The sequence below is a fragment of the Hoylesella enoeca JCM 12259 genome (assembly GCF_000613405.1).
GTDB lineage: Bacteria > Bacteroidota > Bacteroidia > Bacteroidales > Bacteroidaceae > Prevotella > Prevotella enoeca.
In genome coordinates, this window is the sequence record NZ_BAIX01000022.1 from 16,430 (window position 1) to 38,739 (window position 22,310).

Below are 22,310 nucleotides of genomic sequence, written 5' to 3' on the forward strand. Positions count from 1 at the left end.
TGCTTCTTTTCACCCTTTTGCTTTGTTGAGGGTAGGTGGGTGTGCATCGTAGGTTGGTTTGATCCAAAAAAAATGGAAATCGTTTGATGATTACATCCTTTTTACGTACATTTGCAAGCGAAAAGGAAATAGTATGAAATTATCATTCAGATATTTATTGTTTGTCGCAACGTTTGCCGTGGCCTTTGTGGCAGCGGCACAGAGCACGAAGTGGCGCGATATATATAAGGTGAAGAAGAAAGACACGATTTTCAGCATTGCCAGGCAGTATGGGATTACGGTGCCCGAACTGATGGATGCGAATCCGGAGATGAAGGGGGCGGGCTATGAACTGAAAAAGGATGATTATGTGTTTATTCCTTATGCTAAATCGGTTGCTCCATCGCAAACGGCAACCAGACCGACTCAGAAGGGTGATATTCGTGCGCGGGCTATCAGAATTGGTGTGATGTTGCCGCTGCACAATGCGGATGGTGATGGGCGTAGGATGGTGGAGTATTATCGTGGCTTGTTGATGGCGTGTGACAGTTTGAAGTGCAAGGGGATTTCTACGGATGTGCGTGCATGGAATGTGGCTGCGGATACGGATATTCGCACGATTTTGCCGGATAAGAATGCAAAGGATCGCGATGTGATTTTTGGTCCGCTTTATTCGTCGCAAGTGCAATCGTTGAGTGCTTTTTGTAAGACGAATGGGATCAAATTGGTGATACCTTTTTCTATTTCGGGCGATGCTGTGGCACACAATCCGCAGATTTTTCAGGTGTATCAGTCGGCTGATATGCTCAATACGATGGCGATCAATGCTTTTGTGTCGAGATTCTCGAAACATCATCCTGTGTTTGTGGATTGCAATGATCCCGAGAGCGCGAAAGGAGCTTTCACTTCGGGTTTGCGTAATCAGTTGGAACAACGGGGCGTGAAATATAGTATCACGAATTTACGATCGAGCGAGGAGAATTTTTCTAAGGCTTTCAGTAGGACACAACCTAATGTGGTGATTTTGAATTCGGCACGCTCGCCGGAGTTGAATGTCGCTATTGCTAAGATCAACGGACTCACGGTGAATGTGCGGGAGTAGTCGTTTCACTGTTTGGATATACCGAATGGCTGATGTATACGAAATATAATCTCAACAATTTCTTTAAGTTCGACACTTATATTCCCACGACTTTCTATTATAATCCGTTGTCGGCGGCTACTCGTCATTTGGAGAATAGTTATCGTCGATGGTTCGGTGCAGAAATGTTGTATGCTTTGCCGCATTTTGCCCTTACGGGATATGATCAGGCACAATTCTTTTTGCAGGGATTCCACCGATATGGCACGGCATTTAAGGGATCGAAGAGTGAGAATGTTTATCGGGCGCTTCAGTCGCCGATGAATTTTAAGCGTGTGGGAATGGGCGGAATGCAAAACAGTCATTTCATGTTGATTCACTACACCTATCAGCATACGATAGAGTCAATTGCCTACTGAAAATGCGTAAGTTCTTCTTTTTTTTTAGCGTTGTTTTGCACGCTTCATGCAGTTGCACAGGTGGGACAACATCGCAGTGACTTCTCCATTGGCTTCAATGGCGGCTATGTGCTGAGTTCAGTTTCGTTCAGTCCGTCGATTCCTGAAAAGATGCACGGCGGTGTGACGGGGGGCGTGTCATTGAAATATGTGTGCGAGAAATATTTCAACACCATCTGTTCGATTTATGCGGAGGTGAATTATGCGTCTCTCGGTTGGAAAGATAAGATTCAGGACGTGAATAATGGTCCCGTCATCAACGAGACGACCGGACTTCCGGAAGCATACAGCCGCACCATTAATTATATACAGATACCGGTCTTTGCTCACTTGGCTTGGGGTAAAGAGCGTCGCGGATTACAATTCTTTATCAATCTCGGGCCTCAATTCGGACTTTATCTGAATGAGTCTACCTCCATGAATTTTGATTTTGAAAAGCGCAATAAGACAGCTCGTTCGAGCGCAATTGTGGCACAAGACACAATGGCAGTTGAAAAGAAGTTCGACTATGGGATTGCTGCCGGCTTGGGATTGGAATATACCGTGCCTCGCGTAGGACATTTCTTGGTGGAAGGCCGCTATTATTATGGTCTCGGAAATATTTACGGCGACAGTAAGCGCGACTATTTTGGGCGATCCAACTTCGGCAATATCGTATTGAAGATGACATACCTTTTTGACTTAACTAAAACCAAAAAATAAAACTATGTTTGAAAATCAACCTAAGGGTCTGTTTGCATTGGCGTTGGCCAACACAGGCGAACGTTTCGGGTATTACACCATGATTGCAATCTTCGTCTTGTTCTTAAAGGCGAATTTCGGGTTTTCGCCCGCTGTTGCCGGCAACATTTATGCTGTATTCTTATCGTTAGTTTATTTCCTTCCGTTCGTCGGCGGAATTTTAGCCGATAAATTCGGCTACGGCAAGATGGTCACTGCCGGTATTCTCGTGATGTTTGTGGGGTATCTCACCTTGCTTTGCCATTGGGCGCCAACACAGTTGCCATTTTGGCAATGGGTGCGGCACTCCTGATGATTTCGGCCGGAACAGGATTGTTTAAAGGCAATCTGCAAGTGATGGTGGGTAATCTTTACGATTCGCCCGAGTATGCCGGCAAGCGCGATTCGGCCTTTTCCATCTTCTATATGGCTATTAACATTGGTGCACTCTTTGCTCCCAGCACAGCCGTTGGTATCATGAATTATGCGCAGCATCATTTAGGTGTAAGCGTGAACGACTCTTATCATTTTGCTTTTGGCGTTGCTTGTATTTCATTAATAGTCTCCATCCTGATTTATTATACATTCCGACGCACATTCAAACATGTTGAAGGGTCGGTGGGCCAAGCAGTCAAGACAGATACGAATGTGGCAGAACTCACACCCAAAGAGACCAAAGAACGCATCACTGCACTCGTTTTGGTCTTTGCTGTGGTGGTTTTCTTTTGGATGGCCTTCCATCAGAACGGACTCACATTGACGCTTTTTGCCGACGAATTTGTGGCTAAGAGCGCAACAGGATTCGACAGTATGTTTTTTGATGTGATGAATCTCGTTTTCACGGTATTCATTGTTTACGGACTTTTCTCTTTGTTCCAGGCCAAGACTTCACGTGCAAAATTGATTTCTGCATTGGTTGTTATTCTGTCTGTTTGCGGACTGATCTATAAATATAACACGTTGCCCGAATCCACAGAGCTTGCTGCTCCGATCTTCCAGCAGTTCAACCCGTTCTTCGTAGTAGCCTTGACACCGGTATCGATGGCTATTTTCAGTTGGCTCGGAAGAACCGGAAAGGAACCTTCTGCACCTCGCAAGATCGCTTACGGAATGATGGTGGCTGCCATGGGATTCGTTATTATGACGATTGGTTCTATCGGATTACCTTCGCCTGCGGAGCAAGCAGCAGCTACGGCAGCCGGAACTGCAACATTTGTTTCGCCTAACTGGCTCATCAGCACTTATCTCGTGCTCACGTTTGGAGAGTTATTGTTGTCGCCGATGGGTATCAGTTTCGTCAGCAAGGTGGCTCCTCCGAAATACAAGGGCATGATGATGGGCGGATGGTTTGTAGCCACAGCCATCGGAAATTATCTCACCAGTATTCCCGCTTTGTTGTGGGGCAACGCGTCACTTTACGTTGTCTGGGGCTTACTCATCGGTTTGTGCTTCCTCGCAGCCCTCTTTATGTTTATCATTATGAAACGTTTGGAGCGAGTTTGCTGATCTGATTTCACGTCTTTAAGATATTGCCCCGAATGCGACAACGCGTCGACATTCGGGGCATTTTATTTGCCTGATCTTCACGTTAACGACAAACAATTCGGCAAATAACCGTTGATTGGCATGTAATCAACGGTTAATCAAAGCGCAATTGACCGTTAACCGCGTTTCAATTGAGCGTTGATTGAAAAGATTGGAATATCGGATCGTAAGTTTTTGACATGTCATGCGGATAACCGAAAGGTTGGTCTTAACCGAAAAAGAGACGTTGAAGTGTAGAGATTTTTTCGTAACTTTGCGGAAAATTTTAGTGCGATGGAACAAGATATAGTGCAGATCATGCGGCAATTGATTGATCAGCTCAATCGCGCATCCAACAGTTACTATGGCGGTTTGGGCGAAAAAATGACCGACTATGAATGGGATGCAAAGTTTGATGAACTCAAACGCTTGGAACAGGAAGCTGGAATCGTGTTGCCCGATAGTCCTACGCAAAATGTGTCCGATGGCGAAAGCAATGGCCAGCGAGAGGCGCATGAGTTTCCAGCATTGTCGTTGGCCAAGACCAAACAACCCGAAGATATTGTGAAATGGGCCGAAGGAAAACCCGTTTGGCTATCGTGGAAGTTGGATGGATTGACACTTGTCGTCACCTATGACAATGGGCGGCTCACCAAGGTGGTCACGCGTGGCAACGGACATGCCGGTACCAACGTCACCCGATTGGCCCCTGCCATCCAAGGTTTGTTGCCTGTCATTAAGGCCAAAGGTCATACGGTGATCCGCGGCGAAGCTGTGATTTCTTATGCAGATTTCGAACAATATAATATGGAAGCCGATGATTCGTTTGCCAATCCACGTAATCTGGCAGCCGGATCGTTTACGTTGAAAGATGTGGATGAGGTGCGACCGCGTCACATCCAATGGATTCCGTTCACGCTGGTGCACACCGATGAGGAGATCGATTCGTGGAGAGAGCAGATGAATTGGCTTGCAGCGCAAGGTTTGAAACCCGTCGAACATGAATTGATAAATAACCCCACGATAGATCGCGTGCAAACTGTCATCGATCGCTGGACCGAAAAAGTGACGCGTCACAACAATCCTTTCCCCGTCGATGGACTTGTCGTCGCTTTTGACGACACGATTTTTGCGGCTACGGGATCGGTCACCGGACATCACGCCACACGCGCAGGATTGGCTTTCAAATGGCAAGATGAATCGGCCGAAACCACGCTCGATCATATCGAATGGTCGTGTGCGGCCTCTACGATATCGCCTGTTGCCGTGTTCGATCCCGTTGAATTAGAAGGGACAACGGTCAAACGGGCATCGCTTTGCAATATCAGTGAATGCGAACGATTGGGTATCGGCGGTCCCGGTACATGTCTTTCAGTTATCAAAGCTAATAAGATTATTCCCAAAGTTATCAAGGTGAGTAAGACGGTGGGCAGTTTGGAGATTCCTCATCACTGCCCTGTATGCGGGTCGGATACGCGGATTATGACCAGCGAACACAGCGAAACGCGCACGCTGCATTGCACGAACGAGGCATGTCCGGCTAAACAATTGAGAAAGTTTGCACGCTTCGTGTCGAAAGCCGGAATGGATATCGACGGCATTTCGGAGCAGACCTTGGCTAAGTTTATCAACTTGGGATGGATCAGCGAATATACAGATATTTACCGATTGCAGGTTCATGCTCATGAGATGGCGGCTCTTGAAAGATTCGGTGAACAATCGGTGAGCAAGTTGTTGCAATCCATTGAGAATTCACGAAATGTGGAAGCACGTCACTTTCTCTATGCGCTGACGATTCCGATGTGTGGTGTCGACGTTTGCAAACGATTGCTTGATGCACTTGATCTGCATGAATTCATTCGGCAAGCTCGCCTGGCTGAACGACCGGACGTATTTGCCGACATTCCGGGAATAGGCCCGGAGAAATCGGCTTCGATCGTGCGATGGTTTAGAAAGGCGCCTAATGCTTCTATGATTGACCGTTTATTGTCTGAGCTTCATATCCGACAGGAAGCTGTGTCTTTATCGGGCAAGCTGTGTCAAGGACTCACTTTCGTTGTCACGGGCGATGTTCATCGGTATAAGAATCGATCGGAATTGAAGACTTATATTGAGTCGCAGGGTGGGAGAGTGGCCGGGAGCGTCAGTAAATCCACCAATTTCCTGATCAATAATGATCTTAATTCCACATCAGGTAAGAATAAAAAAGCCAAAGAATTGGGTATCGAGATCATTTCAGAAGACCAGTTTCTTACACGATTTTCAGCCGACAATGCTGTCACTCCCAGTGTTTTTTAATGAGGTTTCATGACATTTCGTATTCGGTCTGATAAGAATATCTCGGTAAAAATTATTTGCGATGCAGAAAGATTGTGTAATTTCGCACGACAATGCAACAATTTGATGCTATAAATATGTATAAAACAATGAAGAACCTATTGATGTTATTATTGTCCGTGGTTGGTTTTCAAGTATCGGCTTGCGGACAAAAGACAGTTCCGGAGATGGATGCCGCTCAATTCCACAGCTTGATTCAGCGCGATTCTGTGCAGCTTGTCGACGTGCGAACAGCCGAGGAATATGCCGAAGGAAAGATCCATGGGGCATTGAATATCAATGTCTTGGAGAGCAATTTTATGACTAAGGCAGAGAAACTCTTGGTTAAGAGCCGGCCAATTGCCGTTTATTGTCGTTCAGGAAAGCGTTCTTTGAACGCTGCGAAACGCTTACTTGCAGCAGGATTTGATGTTATTAATCTGAAAGGCGGAATTATCGGCTGGACATCAGCAGGTTTTCCCGTCGATAAGGAATAAACAAATGGCTTGGCAGTATGTGATCATCGCATTGGTTATCACTGCATGTCTGTTTTACATAGCACACCGATTGCGCCGCACGATTCGCTCGGCAGGCGATCCATGCAGCGGTTGTTCCGGCTGTGCATTGCATGATCAGATGGTCAAAAAGCATGGAAGAGCTAAGAAAATACGGCAATGTCCAAATAAAAAGGTATAAAATGTTTGGCATTCCAGATATTTTAGTTACCTTTGCAAGCGAAAATTGGCAATGGTACCTTGGCCGATCGGTTAGGTAACGGTCTGCAAAACCGTGTAGAGCAGTTCGACTCTGCTAGGTACCTCTAAACAAATTCGGGAATCTCTTTTCATAAAGATGATTCCCGATTTGTTGTTATAGAGTTTACGAGAACATCCTACACAAGTTCTGATACGGTGCATCTAACTGATGTGCCAGGGATTGGATGAATCCTCATAAATAGGAAAAAATAATGGCGTATATTGGTGAAATCATTTCTTTGGGAGTTGCTTTCTCACTCACGGTGGCGGCACTTTCTTGCGAAGTTGCCGGCAGGCGATGGGGCGGGTTGGTGTTGAATGTGTGGCGAATGCTGCTCGGCTGCGTTTTATCTTGTGTTTTAACTGGCGTGTTGGTGGGTTATCCGCTTCCGATTTATGCACAAGCCGACACGTGGATGTGGCTCGCACTGTCGGGATTTGTTGGTTACTTTTTCGGCGACTGGTGTCTGTTGAACAGTTATCTCACCATCGGATCACGTTACGGACAGCTTCTTGTCACGCTGTCGCCAATGTATGCGGCTGTATCTGCATGGCTTTTGATGGACGAAAAACTGAGTTGGCAGAGCTTGATAGCCATGACTGTGACCATTATCGGTATTGCAGTGTCGGTGCTCGGACGTGGAGAGAGCAGTAGGTTGTCGCTCCAATTGCCGCTCAAAGGTGTGCTCTACGGCATCGGAGCAGGTGTTGGTCAAGGGTTGGGATTGGTTCTTGGCATGATGGGAATTAAAACTTACATCGCCGAAGTGCCTGTCGACATACTTCCGAAGATTGGTCCGCTATTGCCGTTTAGTGCCAATGCCATTCGTTGCATCACTGGTTTGATCTGCTTCACAGCATGGTTGCTGCTCAAAGGAGAGGGCAAAACATTTGTTCGCAGCATGCAAGATCGTAAAGGAATGTGGGCCATGATCATCGCAGTGATCAGCGGACCGCTCGTGGGTGTAGGCTTTTCGTTGGTCGCCGTGCAATATACTGCGGCGGGAATAGCCAGCACGTTGATGTCGATGAGTCCCATTGTCATTCTGCTTCCATCTTATTATATGTTCTATCAACGACTCACGGTCAAGGGAGTGATTGGTGCAGTTATTTCCGTTATCGGCGTATCGCTGTTCTTCTTATTGTGAGTGAGTTAGCAAGGGCTTGTTTTGTGCTTTGCAATCAATGGTCTTTCATCAAGCGAAAAATCATTAGTTGCGAAGTGTTTAACCGTTAATCACAAGGCGTTTAGATGTTTCTTAGGACTTATCTCATGACGATCGTTCCGACTTTCGACAAAATATCGTAACTTTGCAAGAGGATCAACAGAGGATCATACAATGAATATCGAACAGATCAAAGAGACGATTGAGAAACGACCGAGCTTGTCTTCGGCGCTCGGAATGGAGTTTATTTCTACACCCGAAGACGACACTTGCATGGCCAGGATGCTTGTAGACGAACGCAACCGACAGCCGTTCGGTTTCTTGAGTGGTGGTGCTTCGTTGGCCTTAGCCGAGAATTTGGCTGGTGTCGGATCGCTTGCACTTTGTCCGGGAGAGATCAGTGTGGGAATCAACGTCAGCGGAAGTCATGTCAAGGCGGTGATGGAGGGCGACACTGTGACGGCTTTTGCCCGACTGCAACACAAAGGGCGCACGCTTCATCAATGGCAGGTGGAGATCAAAGACAGTGCCGGCGATCTCATTTCTTCAGTGCAAGTGACCAATTATATTGTGCGTCCTACCCAATAAGATGGATTGTTTTGCCTATTATCGATTGCCTTACAGCGATCATTTCACAGGGTTGCGACAGTCTCATGGGGAACCTCGTGTGTTGGCTTCGGCAACAGAATTGGGCGGGCAGCGTGGTTTCGTAATGGCTCCTTTTGCCGTTTCGGCCGACTGCCCAATACTTTTGCTCGTGCCCGATGAAGTGGAAGAGCGTCCCGTTCCGCCCTTGGATGCGTTGCCGCGAACATCGATTCAGCTTGCGATGAAGGGCGAACGATCAAGCTACTCTACTGATTTTGCAAAGTTTCATCAGTCGCTTTGCGATGGTGTTTTCAGCAAAATCGTCTTAGCGCGCTGTGTAGAAGTCACGCCTCATAAGGCAATCGAGGCAGAGACATTGTTTTTTCGGGCCTGCCGATTATATCCTCGGATGTTTGTTTCGTTGTTTTCCACCCCCGTGTGCGGCACTTGGCTGGTGATCACCCCGGAGATTCTGCTCGACGGGAATGGCTCTCAATGGCACACGATGGCACTTGCCGGCACGATGAGATCGGCTCAAACGGGATTGGATTCCGATGATGTCTCTTTGGCAAAACGATCTGATAAAAACGGCGGCAACATCACGTGGTCAGACAAAAATATCCAAGAACAACGCTATGTTGCCACTTATTTAGCAAACAGTTTGGCTCGGTTTGCCACAGATATTATCGAAACGGGACCGCGAACCGTGCATGCTGGACATCTCGTTCACCTGCGCAGCGACTTCCATTTCACATTGTCCGACGGGCAAACGATTGGCAGTTTGATCGACGCTTTGCATCCCACGCCCGCCGTTTGCGGTCTGCCCAAAGCCGAAGCCCGCCGTTTTATCCTTGCCCATGAGCATACGCCGCGCCGTTATTACAGTGGTTTTGCAGGTCCATTTGATTTTAAAGGCCCGACGCATCTTTATGTTTCGTTGCGCTGCATGCAGATTTCGAACAGTCGTTACCGGCTTTATGCCGGCGGCGGATTGCTTCCCGAGAGCACGGAACAGCAGGAGTGGGAGGAAACCGAAGCCAAAATGGAAACGGCATTGAACATTTTTTAGCCATTCTGTGGATATGTTTTGCGACAAAGAAAATGTGAATATTTTGACCGCTTTGTTAGTGGCACACGATGTGCGAAATGTCGTTGTGTGTCCCGGTTCGCGTAATGCACCCATCGTTCATAATCTGAATGAATGTCGGGAAATCACTTGTCATCCTGTGACCGACGAACGGTCGGCCGGCTTTTATGCCTTGGGAATGGCACAGCATTTACATCGTCCGGTTGCGGTTTGCGTTACATCGGGATCAGCTTTGCTCAATCTTGCACCCGCAGTGGCCGAAGCCCGCTATCAGCATCAGCCCATTGTGGCCATCTCGGCAGACCGTCCCGCGGCATGGATCGATCAACTCGACGGACAGACTTTACAGCAGTCGGATGCTTTGGGACATTTCGTCTGCAAGGCGGTGACGCTTCCCGAACCATCGAGCGATGAAGAGCGATGGTTTTGTAATCGGCTTGTCAACGAAGCGCTGATCGCCGCCCGACAATACGGTGGCGGTCCGGTGCATATCAATGTGCCGATTTCAGAACCTCTGTACACCTTTTCTGTGCCAACGCTTCCGCATGAACGCAAGATCGAATGGTGGCCGACTTGTTCTCCGCAAGCCACAGCTTTTGATACGTTAAAGCAACATCTTGCCCGTGCTTCGAGGCCCATGATTGTCATCGGACAACTCTCTGCGGGCGCACTTCCGCCTTCGTGGATTTCGCTCAACAGTCAAAGTGCGGTCATTTTGCAGGAAACACTCAGCGGCGTCGATGCCGAATCGCATGTCGAAGAGGTGATGACAATGATAGAAGACAATGCTCGTTATCAGCCCGATTGGATCCTCTACATCGGCGGACACATAGTCAGCAAGCGGCTCAAACAGTTTCTTCGTCGTGCGCGTGGAGCTGAAGGATGGCGTATCAGTGTCGATGGGGAAGTGCACGACACGTTTATGCAATTGCAGTATGTCGTCGAATGTACGTTGAGAGACATCCCCGACCGATTGTGGGATGGCGCAATCAGTCCGGCACATCAGGCTTATTGCCGTTTGTGGCAGGCCTTGACGGCTCGGGCAAAAGAGTGTATCGAAGCCTTCACACCGCGTTATTCGCAAATGGCTGCGGTGCAAATGTTTGAGCGCGAGTTGGATGATCTGCCGCGAGGACAGGCTTTTGTGCACTATGCCAATAGTTCTTCGGTGCGTCTGGGGAATCTGTATAGCCACCATTATAACTATGTGAACCGTGGCGTCAACGGCATCGAAGGTTCGCTGTCGACGGCTGCCGGTTTTTCACTGGTGTGCGATCGGCGCGTCTATATTGTGATTGGGGATCTGAGTTTCTTTTATGATCAGAATGCGCTATGGAATGAACAGCTGCGCGGAAATCTTCGGATCTTGCTCCTGAATAATGGCGGCGGCGGTATATTCAGCCATTTTGATGGCCTGAAGCAGAGTGCGGCTCGCGAACGTTTGGTGATGGGCGCGCATCATACTGACGCCGAAGGTTTGTGTCGGAGTTATGGCCTGGCATATCGATGTGTACATAATATGGAGGAGCTGAGCCGTTCGGCTATGTCCGAATTTCTGTCGATGGAGTCGGAACGGCCCGTCGTGCTGGAAGTGTTTACCGATGTGCGGGAAGATGCTGAGGCGCTGGCCGCGTTGGGAGTCGTCTTGGCTGCCGAATAGTCGCAGACAAGCAAAAACAGCGTTTCGCCCCGGGGCGAAACTCAAAAAAGAGCAAAAACAGTGTTTCGCCCCGGGGCGAAACCCCAAAAAGAGCAAAAACAGTATTTCGCCCCGGGCGAAACCCCAAAAAGAGCAAAAACAGTGTTTCGCCCCGGGCGGATCGTTTATTCGAATAAAAACTCAAAACAATATGGCAATACGACAATGGACCCCTATTCCAGGGTTTGACTTCCAAGAAATTTTGTTTGAAACCTATCATCACATTGCAAAAATCACCATCAATCGTCCTCGCTATCGCAATGCTTTTACGCCACTCACCACATGGGAAATGTCGCAGGCATTCGCCTATTGTCGTGAGGCGCAGGATATTCGCGTGGTGATTTTGACCGGAGCGGGCGATCAGGCATTTTGTTCCGGCGGTGATATGCACGTCAAAGGCCGTGGCGGATATGTGGGGACCGACGGCATTCCGAGACTCAATGTACTCGATGTTCAGATGCAGATCCGCCGTCTCCCCAAGCCGGTCATAGCCATGGTCAACGGCTATGCTATCGGGGGTGGCCACGTCTTGCATGTGATGTGCGACCTAACCATTGCGAGCGAGAATGCTATTTTTGGTCAGACCGGTCCCAAAGTGGGAAGTTTTGATGCTGGTTTCGGTGCCTCTTATTTAGCTCGTCAGGTTGGACAAAAGAAAGCTCGGGAGATTTGGTTTATGTGTAATCAATATTCGGCAGCCGAAGCCGAGCGCATGGGGATGGTCAACAAGGTGGTCCCCCTGGCGCAATTGGAAGACGAATGCGTGGCTTGGGCCGAAACGATGATGGAACGGTCGCCGCTCGCGTTGCGGATGATCAAGGCCGGACTCAATGCCGAACTTGACGGACAGGCCGGTATTCAAGAACTTGCCGGCGATGCACCATGCTTTATTATACGATGGATGAGGCGCAGGAAGGCGGTAAGGCTTTCCTCGAAAAACGTAAACCCGACTTTGAGCAATATCCGAAATTCCCTTGATCGCCGATGCAAAGCAATTTTCAGATAACGATCGCGAAGAAAACGTTGCATTTCAAGCAGCCGGCTGGGACATCGCGAGGAGTGTACAGGGAGAGACATTCTTGGTTGCTGACGGTGACGAATCGTGAGAGACCGGGCGTCAAAGGGGTGGGGGAGTGCGCGCCATTACCCGATCTGAGTTGCGATGCTGTGCCAGAATATGAGAATATCTTGCGCGATATTTGTGCACAAGTGGAAGAGACGGGAATGATTCCTTATGAGGCGTTGCGCGCTTATCCATCCATTCTTTTCGGTTTGGAAACAGCGTTGGCACAGCTGAATGTTGATGGCCGTGCGGCTCTTTTCGACACACCTTTCAGCCGAGGAGAAACGGGGATCATCATTAACGGGTTGGTGTGGATGGGTACATTCGAAGAGATGTATGAGCGATTAGAGGAGAAGCTGGCGCTCGGGTTTCGGTGCATTAAATTGAAGATTGGAGCCATCGACTTTGAACGCGAATTGCAACTCGTGCGCACGGTGCGTGCACATTTCAATGAGGAGCAGGTAGAATTACGGTTGGATGCCAACGGAGGATTCATGCCTGATGAAGCGTTGGCTCGTTTGGAACAACTTGCTCCGTATGGTATTCACTCGATCGAACAACCCATTCGCCAGCGTCAATGGACCGAGATGGCGCGTATCTGCCATGAGTCTCCTATTCCGATTGCGCTCGATGAAGAACTGATCGGTGTGAATCTCCCCGAAGAAAAGGCTAAATTGCTCGACCGAATTGCGCCTGCTTATGTTGTAATTAAGCCTTCTCTGCATGGCGGAATACATGGAACGGAAGAATGGATTGCCATGACTCGCGAGCGCGGAATTGGTTCGTGGATGACCAGCGCACTCGAAAGTAATGTCGGACTGAATGCCATCGCCCAGTTGGCTGCAAAAGTTTATGGCCCCGAGATTTCGTTGCCGCAAGGTTTAGGAACGGGGCAGCTCTTTATCGATAATATCCCGATGCCCTTGGAAGTGCGAGGAGACAAACTTTGGTTCGTTGCAACATGACATTGAAACAATTCTTGGATGATTGGCAGAGTCTGTCGCCGCATGTGTTGGTACACACCAGCGGATCGACGGGCAAGCCCAAACCGATGTGGGTGGAGAAGCAACGGATGCGCAACTCGGCTCGTATGACGTGCGACTTTTTGGGATTGCAGCCCGGCGATACTGCCTTGCTTTGCATGTCGCTTGATTATATTGCGGGTAAGATGATGGTGGTGCGTGCCCTTGAACGGAAGTTGGATTTGATTTCGGTCGAACCGAGTGGTCATCCGTTGCAGGGAGTCACACGTCCCATCACCTTTGCTGCGATGGTGCCGATGCAGGTCTTTAATTCCTTGCAAGTGCCCGAAGAGCGAGAGCATTTGCGGCAGATCAAACATTTGATCATCGGTGGCGGAGCCATTGATGATGTGTTGGCAAGTGAGCTGAAGTTGTTTCCCCATGCCGTGTGGAGCACTTATGGAATGACCGAAACGCTGTCGCATATTGCGCTTCGGCGTTTGAATGGTCCGGAGGCCAGTGAGTATTACACGCCTTTCGACACCGTTTCGGTGAGTCTGAATGCCGATCATTGTCTTGTGATTGATGCTCCCCAAGTGTGCGAGCAACGATTGGTGACGAATGATATAGCCGAGTTTCGCAGTCCGGAGGAGACTTGTTTTCGCATCCTCGGGCGACGTGATAATGTGATTATGAGTGGTGGAATCAAGATCCAAATTGAGGAAGTGGAACAGCTTTTACGCCCTCATCTCATGGCACCTTTTGTCATTACGAAGTGCGCTGACCGCAAATATGGCGAAATCGTTGTGCTATTGACAGAGTCGGATAACACGGTTTCTATCTGCGAAGTGTGTCAACATATTCTTCCGAAATATTGGCAACCGCGCCGTTATTTGTCAGTCCATAAGCTTCCGATAACCGAAACAGGCAAACCCAATCGTGCAGAAGCAATGAGATTGGGGCAAATTCAAAGGCCATCTCTATAAAAGTCGAGCGCTTCGCATATCTCTTCTTCGCTCGCCGTTTGATTGATCTGGATATCGCCGATATTGCGTAAGAGCGTGAAATTGATCACATCTGCCGTATTCTTTTTATCGTGGCGCATCAGTTGGATCAGCATTTCATAATCATTGCAACCGAATGCGAGTTGTCCATAGTGCTCTTTAATAAACGAGATGGTTTGCCGCATCCGATCCATTGGAAATTTGGCCTTGACAGCACTCAGATAGAGTTCGCACACCAAGCCGTAAGCCACGGCATAACCATGCAAGATGGGGCGCCCTTGTTGCAGTGCCCAAGATTCGAAAGCATGGCCAAACGTGTGACCGAGATTGAGTGCTTTTCGAATGCCTTGCTCCGTAGGATCTTCTGCCACAAGGCGCTCTTTCACCTCAACAGAATCGGCTACGAGGTGCCCGAGTTGTTGCAGATTAGGGCGTTGTAGATCAAAGTTGATGAGTTTTGCCCACATTTGTTTGTCATGGATGAGTCCATGCTTCAACATTTCGGCATAACCCGACCGAATGTTTGGCTCATCGAGCGTCTGCAAAAACATGGTGTCGAGGATCACAAACCGTGATTCGCAAAAGGCACCGATCTCATTCTTCAATCCATTGAAATTAATGCCCGTCTTCCCTCCTACCGAAGCATCGACCATGGCAAGCAGTGTCGTGGGAATATTGATAAAGTCTATTCCCCGCTTGAATGTGGAAGCAGCAAACCCACCGAGGTCTGTCACCATTCCGCCTCCCAGATTGATGAGGCAGGAATGGCGTGTTGCCCCGCCATCACCGAGCGCTTTCCACACCGCAGAGAGCGTTTCCAGACTCTTGTGCGCATCTGTTGCGCCGATCGTGATCAGTTGGGCATCTTTCAGACAGCGATAATCGACTATGCGCGTCCAGCAAGTTTGTGCCGTGGTGGTGTCGGCGAGCACAAAGAGCCGATCATGTTCACATTCCGAAATGGCTGTGGCCAGATCGCCATTGAGATTCTTTGATAAAATAATTCGCTGTTCCATAACCATTCTAACGTAAAAGTTTCACCGCAAAATTACGGCAAATCACGGAGAAAGCAAAATTCTTTGTCACTTCCGCGTGGCGCGGAAGCGTTTTGTAGTGTGGCAGGTTATGGGAAAAAGTGTGGGAGAATGCAATGAAATTCGTAACTTTGCAGACGATTATGCAACGCTATTTCATTTATCTGAGTTACGACGGGGCGGGTTATCATGGCTGGCAGATTCAGCCACATAGCCATTCTGTCCAGGCTGAATTGCAACGGGCATTGTCGGTGCTGCTACGCGAAAATATCGAAGTCGTGGGTGCGGGGAGGACCGACACGGGCGTGCATGCACGCGTGATGGTGGCTCATTTTGATGTGGGTCGGGCGATCGACGGCAAACAATTGGCGTATAAACTCAATCGGGTGTTGCCGCGCGACATTGCTGTTGATCGGGTGGAGGCCGTTGGTGAAGAGATGCACGCGCGTTTCTCGGCTGTGAGTCGCACTTATCATTATTATATTCACACGCGCCGCGATCCTTTCCTGCGGGCTTATTCTTGTGAGTTGCATTGGGATTTGGACTTTGAGAAGATGAATGAGGCAGCCTCTCATTTGCTTGACGTGAATGATTTCGGCGCTTTTTGCAAGAGTCATACCGATGTGAAGACAACGCTGTGTGATGTGACCGAGGCTCGCTGGATAAAGACGTCGCCACACACATGGTATTTTCGTATCACGGCCGACCGGTTTCTTCGTAACATGGTTCGTGCGTGGTGGGTACGCTGATCGATATCGGACGCGGGCGGCTGACGATCGATGGGTTTGATGAAATCATCCAAGGTCGTAACCGAATGAATGCAGGCGAAAGCATGCCGGGGCATGCCTTGTTTTTAGAGGAGATTCGTTATTGAAGCGCGCGCGAATCTCAAAAAAAAGACTTCATAAAAACAAGACTGGATGCTGTTTTTATGAAGTCTTCTTGATGGTCTAAACCTACAGCTTAGGCTGTTACCGCGCAGCAATGCATTCCACCTCTACCAGCGCATTTTTGGGCAGCGTTTTGACTGCAACAGCTGAACGAGCGGGATAAGGCTTGTTGAAAAACTCGGCATAAACCTCATTCATGGCAGCAAAATCGGCCATGTCGGAGAGATAAACTGTGGTTTTGATGACGTGCGAGAGATCCAGTCCGGCAGCCTTCAACACCTGTTGCGCATTGGTCAGCGACTGACGAGTTTGCTCTTTAACACCGCCTTCCGCGAACGCGTTGGTGGCAGGATCAATGGGCAGTTGACCCGATGCGAATACGAATCCATTGGCCTCAATGGCCTGACTGTAAGGTCCCACAGCTTGGGGAGCGTTGTCTGAATGTAATGCTTTCATTGTCGTTTTGTTATGTTTTTGCAAAGATACAACTTAATATCGAAATACAAAAACGCCTGCGATCTCTCAAAGGGGCGAAGTCGGTTGAGAGTAATGATCAAGCCGTCTTGTTTCGTATAACGATGTTAAAAGATCTGTCTTTATTAAAAAATCATCTTTTATTATTACCTAAATGTAACCTAAACTATTGTAAATTGATAAATAAATACTATCTTCGCACCAAACAGAGTTATATTAATAATGAACCTCTTTAATACTAACAAAGAAAACAAAACCGATTTGACGAAGAACAATATCATCAAGTTCTATATAGCAAACGGTAACTCTACGATCTATGATTTATCGCAAGAGTTGAATCTTAGTGTGCCTACCACCACCAAACTTGTCAATGAAATGTGTGCTGATGGCTACGTTCGCGAATATGGAAAGCTGGAAACCAGTGAGGGACGGCGCCCCAATCTCTATGGCGTCAACCCCGATTCGGGTTATTTCGTGGGTGTAGACATCAGTGAATTAGCGATTACTCTCGGTTTGATGGACTTCAAGGGCGATCTGATCGATCTTCAAAAGTCAGTGCCTTGCAGTCTTGAAAACACGCCCGAAGCACTGGACGAATTATGTCGTTTGGTCAATGATTTCATTGGACAACTGACTATTGACAAGAAGAAGATTCTGAATGTGCAAGTCAACATACCTGGTCGTGTGAATCCGCAGACAGGTTACAGTTACAGTGTGTTTAATTTTTCGGAGAATCCATTGACCAAACTGCTCTCGGAGAAGATCGGTTATCCTGTGAACATCGATAATGATTCGCGCGCAATGAGCTATGGCGAGTATATGAAAGGCTGTGTGGAAGGTGAGAAAAACGTGCTTTTCCTCAATGTGAGTTGGGGACTTGGCCTGGGAATCATCTCCGATGGCCGATTGTATAACGGCAAGTCGGGCTATGCCGGAGAGTTCGGACATGTGCATTTGTTTGATAACGAGGCGTTGTGCCGATGTGGAAAGAAAGGCTGTTTGGAGACCGAAGCATCGGTGTCGGCCCTTTATCGCATTGTGACAGAGCGCTTGAAAAACGGCGAAACCTCATTGTTGCAGGATAAAAACTTTACCATCAGCGAATTGATCGAGGCTGCCACCAAGGAAGATGTCTTGTGTATCGAAGCGGTAGAAGAGATCGGTCACAAGTTGGGCGATGCTTTGTCGGGCCTCATCAATATCTTTAACCCGGAATTGGTGGTTGTCGGCGGCTCGCTGGCACATACTGGCGACTGTTTGTTACAGCCCATCAAGACTGCTATTCGCAAGTATTCTCTCAATTTATTGATACGCGACACCTGTATCTGTTTATCCAAATTGAAAGACAAAGCGGGTGTAGTCGGTGCGTGTATGTTGGGCCGCAGCAGATTGTTTGATTGACACTCAACAGGGGGTTGACGATTTACAATATATCTAACAGGCTCTTCTTTGATTTCAATAGTAATCTTTTGGACTTTCAATTAAGGCTTTTTTGAAGCTCAACTAATGGTAAAACGCCTTGCAAGTAACCCTTACTTGCAAGGCGTTTCAGCGTTAATGATTATTCGAAGAATGATCAAATGGATGGCGATTACTTTTTTCGTCTTTGGAAATGGAGCGTGAGGAGGTCGGTGTCGAATGATACACCGACAAACGCTACGCCACGTTTGTGAAACTCGTTGTACATCTGCACCACATTGGGCGCGTCTTTTCGACAGTCCGGACACCATGAAGCCCAAAAGTCGATCACCACATAGCGATGTTTAAATTGATCCGAACGAAAGTCTTTTCCATCGATCGTTTTCAAGTTGAATGCAGGTGCTTCTGTGCTCGGTTTTAGCATTTCGGTGGCATATTTGGCGTCATCGTCTTGCCCGGAAATGGTCTGTGCTATGCTCGAAAGGGTGAAACAAATCATCGCTAACGATGCGATGGTCATACGTAAATGTGTCATTTTTTAATCCTTTTGTGGTTGATTATGGGTTGCAAATATGCGTATTAATTCATGATCTACCGTTTGCAGGTTTTTAAGTTTATATGTTTTTAAGTTTGTGTGTTTGTTAATTGATTTGCTGTTGTTGAAGGGGGCATAGGTTGCCAGTTCTTTAACGAACTTTCATATAAAAAAGAGCGGGAATAAACAGACGTTTATGAGAAAAAGAGTAATTTTGTTGCCGTAATCAGGTATTAATAAAATGCTGTAAAATCAGATTGAAATGAAAAAGATTAGAGCAGTCGTCGTGGGTTACGGCAATATTGGGCGCTATGCCGTGCAGGCATTGGAAGCCGCTTCAGACTTTGAAATCGCCGGTGTCGTTCGACGTAATGGCGCTGAGAATAAACCGTCAGAGTTGGCCCAATATGAGGTTGTCAAAGACATCAAAGAACTGAAAGATGTAGATGTTGCCATCTTGGCGACTCCCACCCGGAGCTGTCCAGCGTATGCCAAAGAGATTCTTCCGCTGGGCATCAACACCGTAGACAGTTTCGATATTCATACAAGCATTCTCGATTATCGTGCTGAATTGGCACCCATTTGTAAGGAACACAATGCCGTTTCTGTGATTGCTGCAGGCTGGGATCCAGGTTCCGACTCGGTTGTTCGCACCTTGATGCAGAGTCTCGCACCCAAAGGACTCACTTATACCAACTTCGGTCCGGGGATGAGTATGGGTCACTCGGTGTGCGCTCGTGGTAAAGCGGGTGTGCGCAATGCTCTTTCGATGACTATTCCTTTGGGTGAGGGAATCCATCGAAGAATGGTTTATGTGGAATTGGAAGATGGTGCCAAACTCGAAGAAGTAACCCGATCGATTAAAGAAGATCCGTATTTTGCCAACGATGAAACACATGTTTTCGCTGTACCTTCGGTCGATGAAGTGCGCGATATGGGGCATGGTGTGCACTTGATACGCAAAGGGGTGAGCGGAAAAACGCAGAATCAGCGTCTCGAATTTGATATGAGTATCAACAATCCGGCATTGACGGGACAAGTGTTGGTCAATGTTGCCCGTGCATCCATGCGTCAACGTCCCGGCTGTTACACGATGGTGGAAATTCCTGTCATCGATATGTTGGCAGGCGAACGCGATGAGTTGATCGGCCATTTGGTATGAGAAACGATATGAAAAATAAACAGAAAGAGGATGAATAGATATTTTAAGATGTCGCTTCCGGCGTTGGCTGTTATTGCAGTTGTAATGTTTACCAGTGCAAAACAGGATGATGGCGTGATCACCAAACGTGAAGGAATGACTGTTGTCAATACAACTTCGCTGAGTAAAAATGTCAAAGGATTTAAAGGTTCGACACCCGTTAAGATCTATATAAAGAAAGATAAGGTGGTGAAAGTGGAGGCTTTGCCTAACAAGGAGACACCGAATTTTTTTGAAAAAGCCAAAAGCGTGCTTGTGAATTGGGAAGGAAAGGCTGTCAAAAAGGTTGTTGTGCAAGATGTGGATGGTGTCAGCGGAGCTACATTTTCATCCAAAGCACTGATCAAGAACGTGCAACTGGGATTGCAATATTATAACGAGCACAAATAGTTTTCATATTACCCGCAAGAGGAATAATTGTCTCTAAGATGATCAATATTCAAGGAATCACCAAGAGTTTCGGCTCTTTGCAAGTGCTCAAAGGCATTGATCTGCATATCGATAAAGGTGAAGTGGTGAGCATTGTCGGCCCCAGTGGAGCAGGGAAGACCACACTTCTGCAAATCATTGGCACGCTCGATCGTCCTGACAGTGGTTCGATCGAGGTGGATGGAATCAATATTCGAACGTTGAATGCTAAGAATCTGAGTGATTTCCGCAATCAACACATCGGCTTTGTGTTCCAATTTCATCAGTTGTTACCCGAGTTTTCGGCTTTGGAAAATGTGATGATTCCAGCCTTTATAAGCGGCAACGGCAAGCGCGAAGCAAAGAGCGAGCCAAAGATTTGCTGGCTTTTATGGGATTGGAAGATCGCATTCATCATAAACCCAATGAACTGTCGGGCGGCGAAAAACAGCGTGTGGCTGTGGCACGAGCTTTGATTAATAATCCCGCAGTTATTTTGGCGGATGAGCCAAGCGGTAGTCTTGACACGCAAAATAAGGCCGAACTCCATCAACTATTTTTCGATTTGCGTGATAAATTCGGTCAAACCTTTGTCATTGTGACGCATGATGAAGGGCTTGCAGCTATCACTGATCGTACCATTCATTTGAAAGACGGAATGATTGTCGATGTCGATTCTCCTGCAAACATTTCGATTCAGGAAAGTGAAACGGCCGAGAGCACCCTTGAAACGGTGTAACGTTGCACCGTCTTCAGCCCTTAATAAATAATTGATGAAGCAGATTAAATTAGGTGAGTATAATCGACTTACCATTGTGAAAACCGTAGACTTCGGACTCTATCTCGATGGAGGCGACGAAGGAGAGATTCTTTTGCCAAGCCGATATGTGCCGAAAGATTATCAGATCGGTGAGGAATTGGATGTCTTTCTCTATCTCGACAGTGAGGAACGACTCGTTGCTACAACCGAAAAACCACTGGCCCAAGTGGGTGATTTCGCCTATTTAGAAGTGGCATGGGTCAATGAATACGGTGCTTTTTTGCATTGGGGACCGATGAAAGACCTTTTCTGTCCGTTTCGCGAACAGAAAATGAGAATGGAGATGGGCGAAAGTTACATCGTGTTTGTGCATATTGATGAGGAGAGTTATCGTATTGTGGCTTCTGCCAAGGTCGAACGCTATTTGCAAAAAGATGTTCCGCCCTATGTTGCCGGCGATGAAGTGGATCTGTTGATATGGCAGAAGAGCGATTTAGGATTCAAAGTTATCATCGACAACCGGTATCAAGGATTGGTTTATGAGGATCAGGTTTTCAAGCGAATCCACACTGGCGACCGAATGAGAGGTTATATTTCGCGGGTGCGTGAGGATGGAAAACTCGACGTCACGCTCCAACCCACGGGCTATGAGCAGGCTCGTGTGTTTTCCGATACGCTGCTGCAATACCTCAAAGACCATGGAGGCGTCTGTGATTTGGGAGACAAAAGCGATGCCGAAGCTATCAAACGGCGTTTTCAAGTGAGTAAAAAGACATTTAAAAAAGCCGTTGGCGACTTATATAAACGGCATTTGATCACTATTACCGAACAAGGAATCAGATTGGTGTAAATCGATTTGGATCATCCAACAAGAGCGAATCGCCTTGTAAGTAAGCATTAGTTGCACGGCGATATATGTTGTGTCGCATAGCCACCACCGTTAAAGCTCGTTCGGGTCAGACGCTGAACGAAATCAGTCGCACCCATCTAATAAATAAAAAGGAAAGAAATTTTTATCTTTTATTTTGCTATTCCAAAAGATTGTTATATCTTTGCCCCCGATTCTTCACTTTCGCCTTAGCCCCCTAAGTTAGGGGGATGGGAGTCTGAACAAACGAGGGACCGATCAAAAAGATCAAACGAGAAGTATGATTAAACAAGCAAATATAAACAGCGGCAATAAGGGC

At 47.6% G+C, this 22,310-nt stretch carries 17 protein-coding genes, 1 tRNA gene and 5 pseudogenes; 20 read left to right on the forward strand and 3 right to left on the reverse strand.

Features of this window, described 5'->3' with window-relative positions; genetic code table 11:
* The first annotated feature begins 133 nt into the window (after positions 1-133).
* From JCM12259_RS14485 to JCM12259_RS07835, 14 genes and pseudogenes are all read left to right on the forward strand, one after another.
* A pseudogene (locus JCM12259_RS14485) lies at positions 134-1,479 on the forward strand (PBP1 and LysM peptidoglycan-binding domain-containing protein).
* Positions 1,480-1,509: 30 nt separating this feature from the next.
* Positions 1,510-2,220 (forward strand): porin family protein, encoded by a 711-nt coding sequence (locus JCM12259_RS07780; protein ID WP_025066034.1) that lies wholly within the window; start codon positions 1,510-1,512, stop codon positions 2,218-2,220.
* Between the two features lie 4 nt (positions 2,221-2,224).
* Positions 2,225-3,744, forward strand: a pseudogene (locus tag JCM12259_RS14490) (peptide MFS transporter).
* 312 nt (positions 3,745-4,056) lie between these two features.
* Positions 4,057-6,060, forward strand: coding sequence for an NAD-dependent DNA ligase LigA (gene ligA / locus JCM12259_RS07790; protein WP_025066035.1), 2,004 nt, complete (start codon positions 4,057-4,059; stop codon positions 6,058-6,060).
* 128 nt (positions 6,061-6,188) lie between these two features.
* A complete protein-coding gene (locus JCM12259_RS07795; protein WP_025066036.1) occupies positions 6,189-6,575 on the forward strand; it encodes a rhodanese-like domain-containing protein in 387 nt (128 codons plus the stop codon).
* A 4-nt stretch (positions 6,576-6,579) separates the two neighbouring features.
* Positions 6,580-6,774 carry a FeoB-associated Cys-rich membrane protein gene (locus tag JCM12259_RS07800; protein ID WP_025066037.1) on the forward strand — a complete coding sequence of 65 codons (195 nt, stop codon included), beginning with the start codon at positions 6,580-6,582 and terminating at the stop codon, positions 6,772-6,774.
* A gap of 53 nt (positions 6,775-6,827) precedes the next feature.
* Positions 6,828-6,898 (forward strand) — tRNA-Cys (locus JCM12259_RS16520).
* Positions 6,899-7,045: 147 nt separating this feature from the next.
* Complete coding sequence (locus JCM12259_RS07805; RefSeq protein WP_025066038.1) at positions 7,046-7,981, forward strand: DMT family transporter; 936 nt, start codon at positions 7,046-7,048, stop codon at positions 7,979-7,981.
* Positions 7,982-8,173: 192 nt separating this feature from the next.
* Positions 8,174-8,587: a PaaI family thioesterase gene (locus JCM12259_RS07810; protein ID WP_025066039.1), complete on the forward strand. Its 414-nt coding sequence runs from the start codon at positions 8,174-8,176 to the stop codon at positions 8,585-8,587.
* 1 nt (position 8,588) lies between these two features.
* A complete protein-coding gene (locus tag JCM12259_RS07815; RefSeq protein ID WP_025066040.1) occupies positions 8,589-9,656 on the forward strand; it encodes a chorismate-binding protein in 1,068 nt (355 codons plus the stop codon).
* A 13-nt stretch (positions 9,657-9,669) separates the two neighbouring features.
* A complete protein-coding gene (gene menD, locus JCM12259_RS07820) occupies positions 9,670-11,334 on the forward strand; it encodes a 2-succinyl-5-enolpyruvyl-6-hydroxy-3-cyclohexene-1-carboxylic-acid synthase (RefSeq protein ID WP_025066041.1) in 1,665 nt (554 codons plus the stop codon).
* Between the two features lie 190 nt (positions 11,335-11,524).
* Positions 11,525-12,351: pseudogene (gene menB, locus JCM12259_RS14495) on the forward strand (1,4-dihydroxy-2-naphthoyl-CoA synthase).
* 6 nt (positions 12,352-12,357) lie between these two features.
* Entirely contained in the window at positions 12,358-13,401 is a 1,044-nt protein-coding gene (gene menC, locus JCM12259_RS07830; protein ID WP_025066042.1) for an o-succinylbenzoate synthase, read from the forward strand.
* The gene (locus JCM12259_RS07835) at positions 13,398-14,384 is read left to right on the forward strand and encodes an AMP-binding protein (RefSeq protein ID WP_025066043.1); all 987 of its coding nucleotides are present in this window, start codon (positions 13,398-13,400) and stop codon (positions 14,382-14,384) included. Before menC ends, JCM12259_RS07835 begins: the two co-directional genes overlap by 4 nt.
* On the opposite strand, the gene aroB is transcribed toward JCM12259_RS07835, so the two are convergent.
* A complete protein-coding gene (gene aroB / locus JCM12259_RS07840; RefSeq protein WP_025066044.1) occupies positions 14,366-15,418 on the reverse strand; it encodes a 3-dehydroquinate synthase in 1,053 nt (350 codons plus the stop codon). The two genes, JCM12259_RS07835 and aroB, sit on opposite strands and share 19 nt — an antisense overlap.
* 161 nt (positions 15,419-15,579) lie before the next feature.
* Here aroB and truA point away from each other — a divergent pair.
* Positions 15,580-16,310 (forward strand): annotated as a pseudogene (gene truA / locus JCM12259_RS14500) (tRNA pseudouridine(38-40) synthase TruA).
* A gap of 97 nt (positions 16,311-16,407) precedes the next feature.
* Here truA and JCM12259_RS07850 read toward each other — a convergent pair.
* The gene (locus JCM12259_RS07850; protein ID WP_025066045.1) at positions 16,408-16,782 is read right to left on the reverse strand and encodes a RidA family protein; all 375 of its coding nucleotides are present in this window, start codon (positions 16,780-16,782) and stop codon (positions 16,408-16,410) included.
* Between the two features lie 240 nt (positions 16,783-17,022).
* Between JCM12259_RS07850 and JCM12259_RS07855 the strand changes: the two genes are divergently transcribed.
* Complete coding sequence (locus tag JCM12259_RS07855) at positions 17,023-18,201, forward strand: ROK family transcriptional regulator (protein WP_025066046.1); 1,179 nt, start codon at positions 17,023-17,025, stop codon at positions 18,199-18,201.
* 190 nt (positions 18,202-18,391) lie between these two features.
* On the opposite strand, the gene JCM12259_RS07860 is transcribed toward JCM12259_RS07855, so the two are convergent.
* Positions 18,392-18,754, reverse strand: coding sequence for a peroxiredoxin family protein (locus JCM12259_RS07860; protein ID WP_025066047.1), 363 nt, complete (start codon positions 18,752-18,754; stop codon positions 18,392-18,394).
* Between the two features lie 262 nt (positions 18,755-19,016).
* On the opposite strand from JCM12259_RS07860, the gene JCM12259_RS07865 reads away from it, so the two are divergent.
* The 4 genes and pseudogenes from JCM12259_RS07865 to JCM12259_RS07880 all read left to right on the forward strand — a co-directional run bounded on the left by JCM12259_RS07865 (position 19,017) and on the right by JCM12259_RS07880 (position 21,973).
* Entirely contained in the window at positions 19,017-19,916 is a 900-nt protein-coding gene (locus JCM12259_RS07865; protein WP_025066048.1) for a diaminopimelate dehydrogenase, read from the forward strand.
* 30 nt (positions 19,917-19,946) lie between these two features.
* Positions 19,947-20,345 (forward strand): FMN-binding protein, encoded by a 399-nt coding sequence (locus JCM12259_RS07870; protein WP_025066049.1) that lies wholly within the window; start codon positions 19,947-19,949, stop codon positions 20,343-20,345.
* A 38-nt stretch (positions 20,346-20,383) separates the two neighbouring features.
* A pseudogene (locus tag JCM12259_RS14505) lies at positions 20,384-21,102 on the forward strand (ABC transporter ATP-binding protein).
* 34 nt (positions 21,103-21,136) lie between these two features.
* A complete protein-coding gene (locus tag JCM12259_RS07880) occupies positions 21,137-21,973 on the forward strand; it encodes a CvfB family protein (protein ID WP_025066050.1) in 837 nt (278 codons plus the stop codon).
* Positions 21,974-22,310 lie beyond the last annotated feature (337 nt).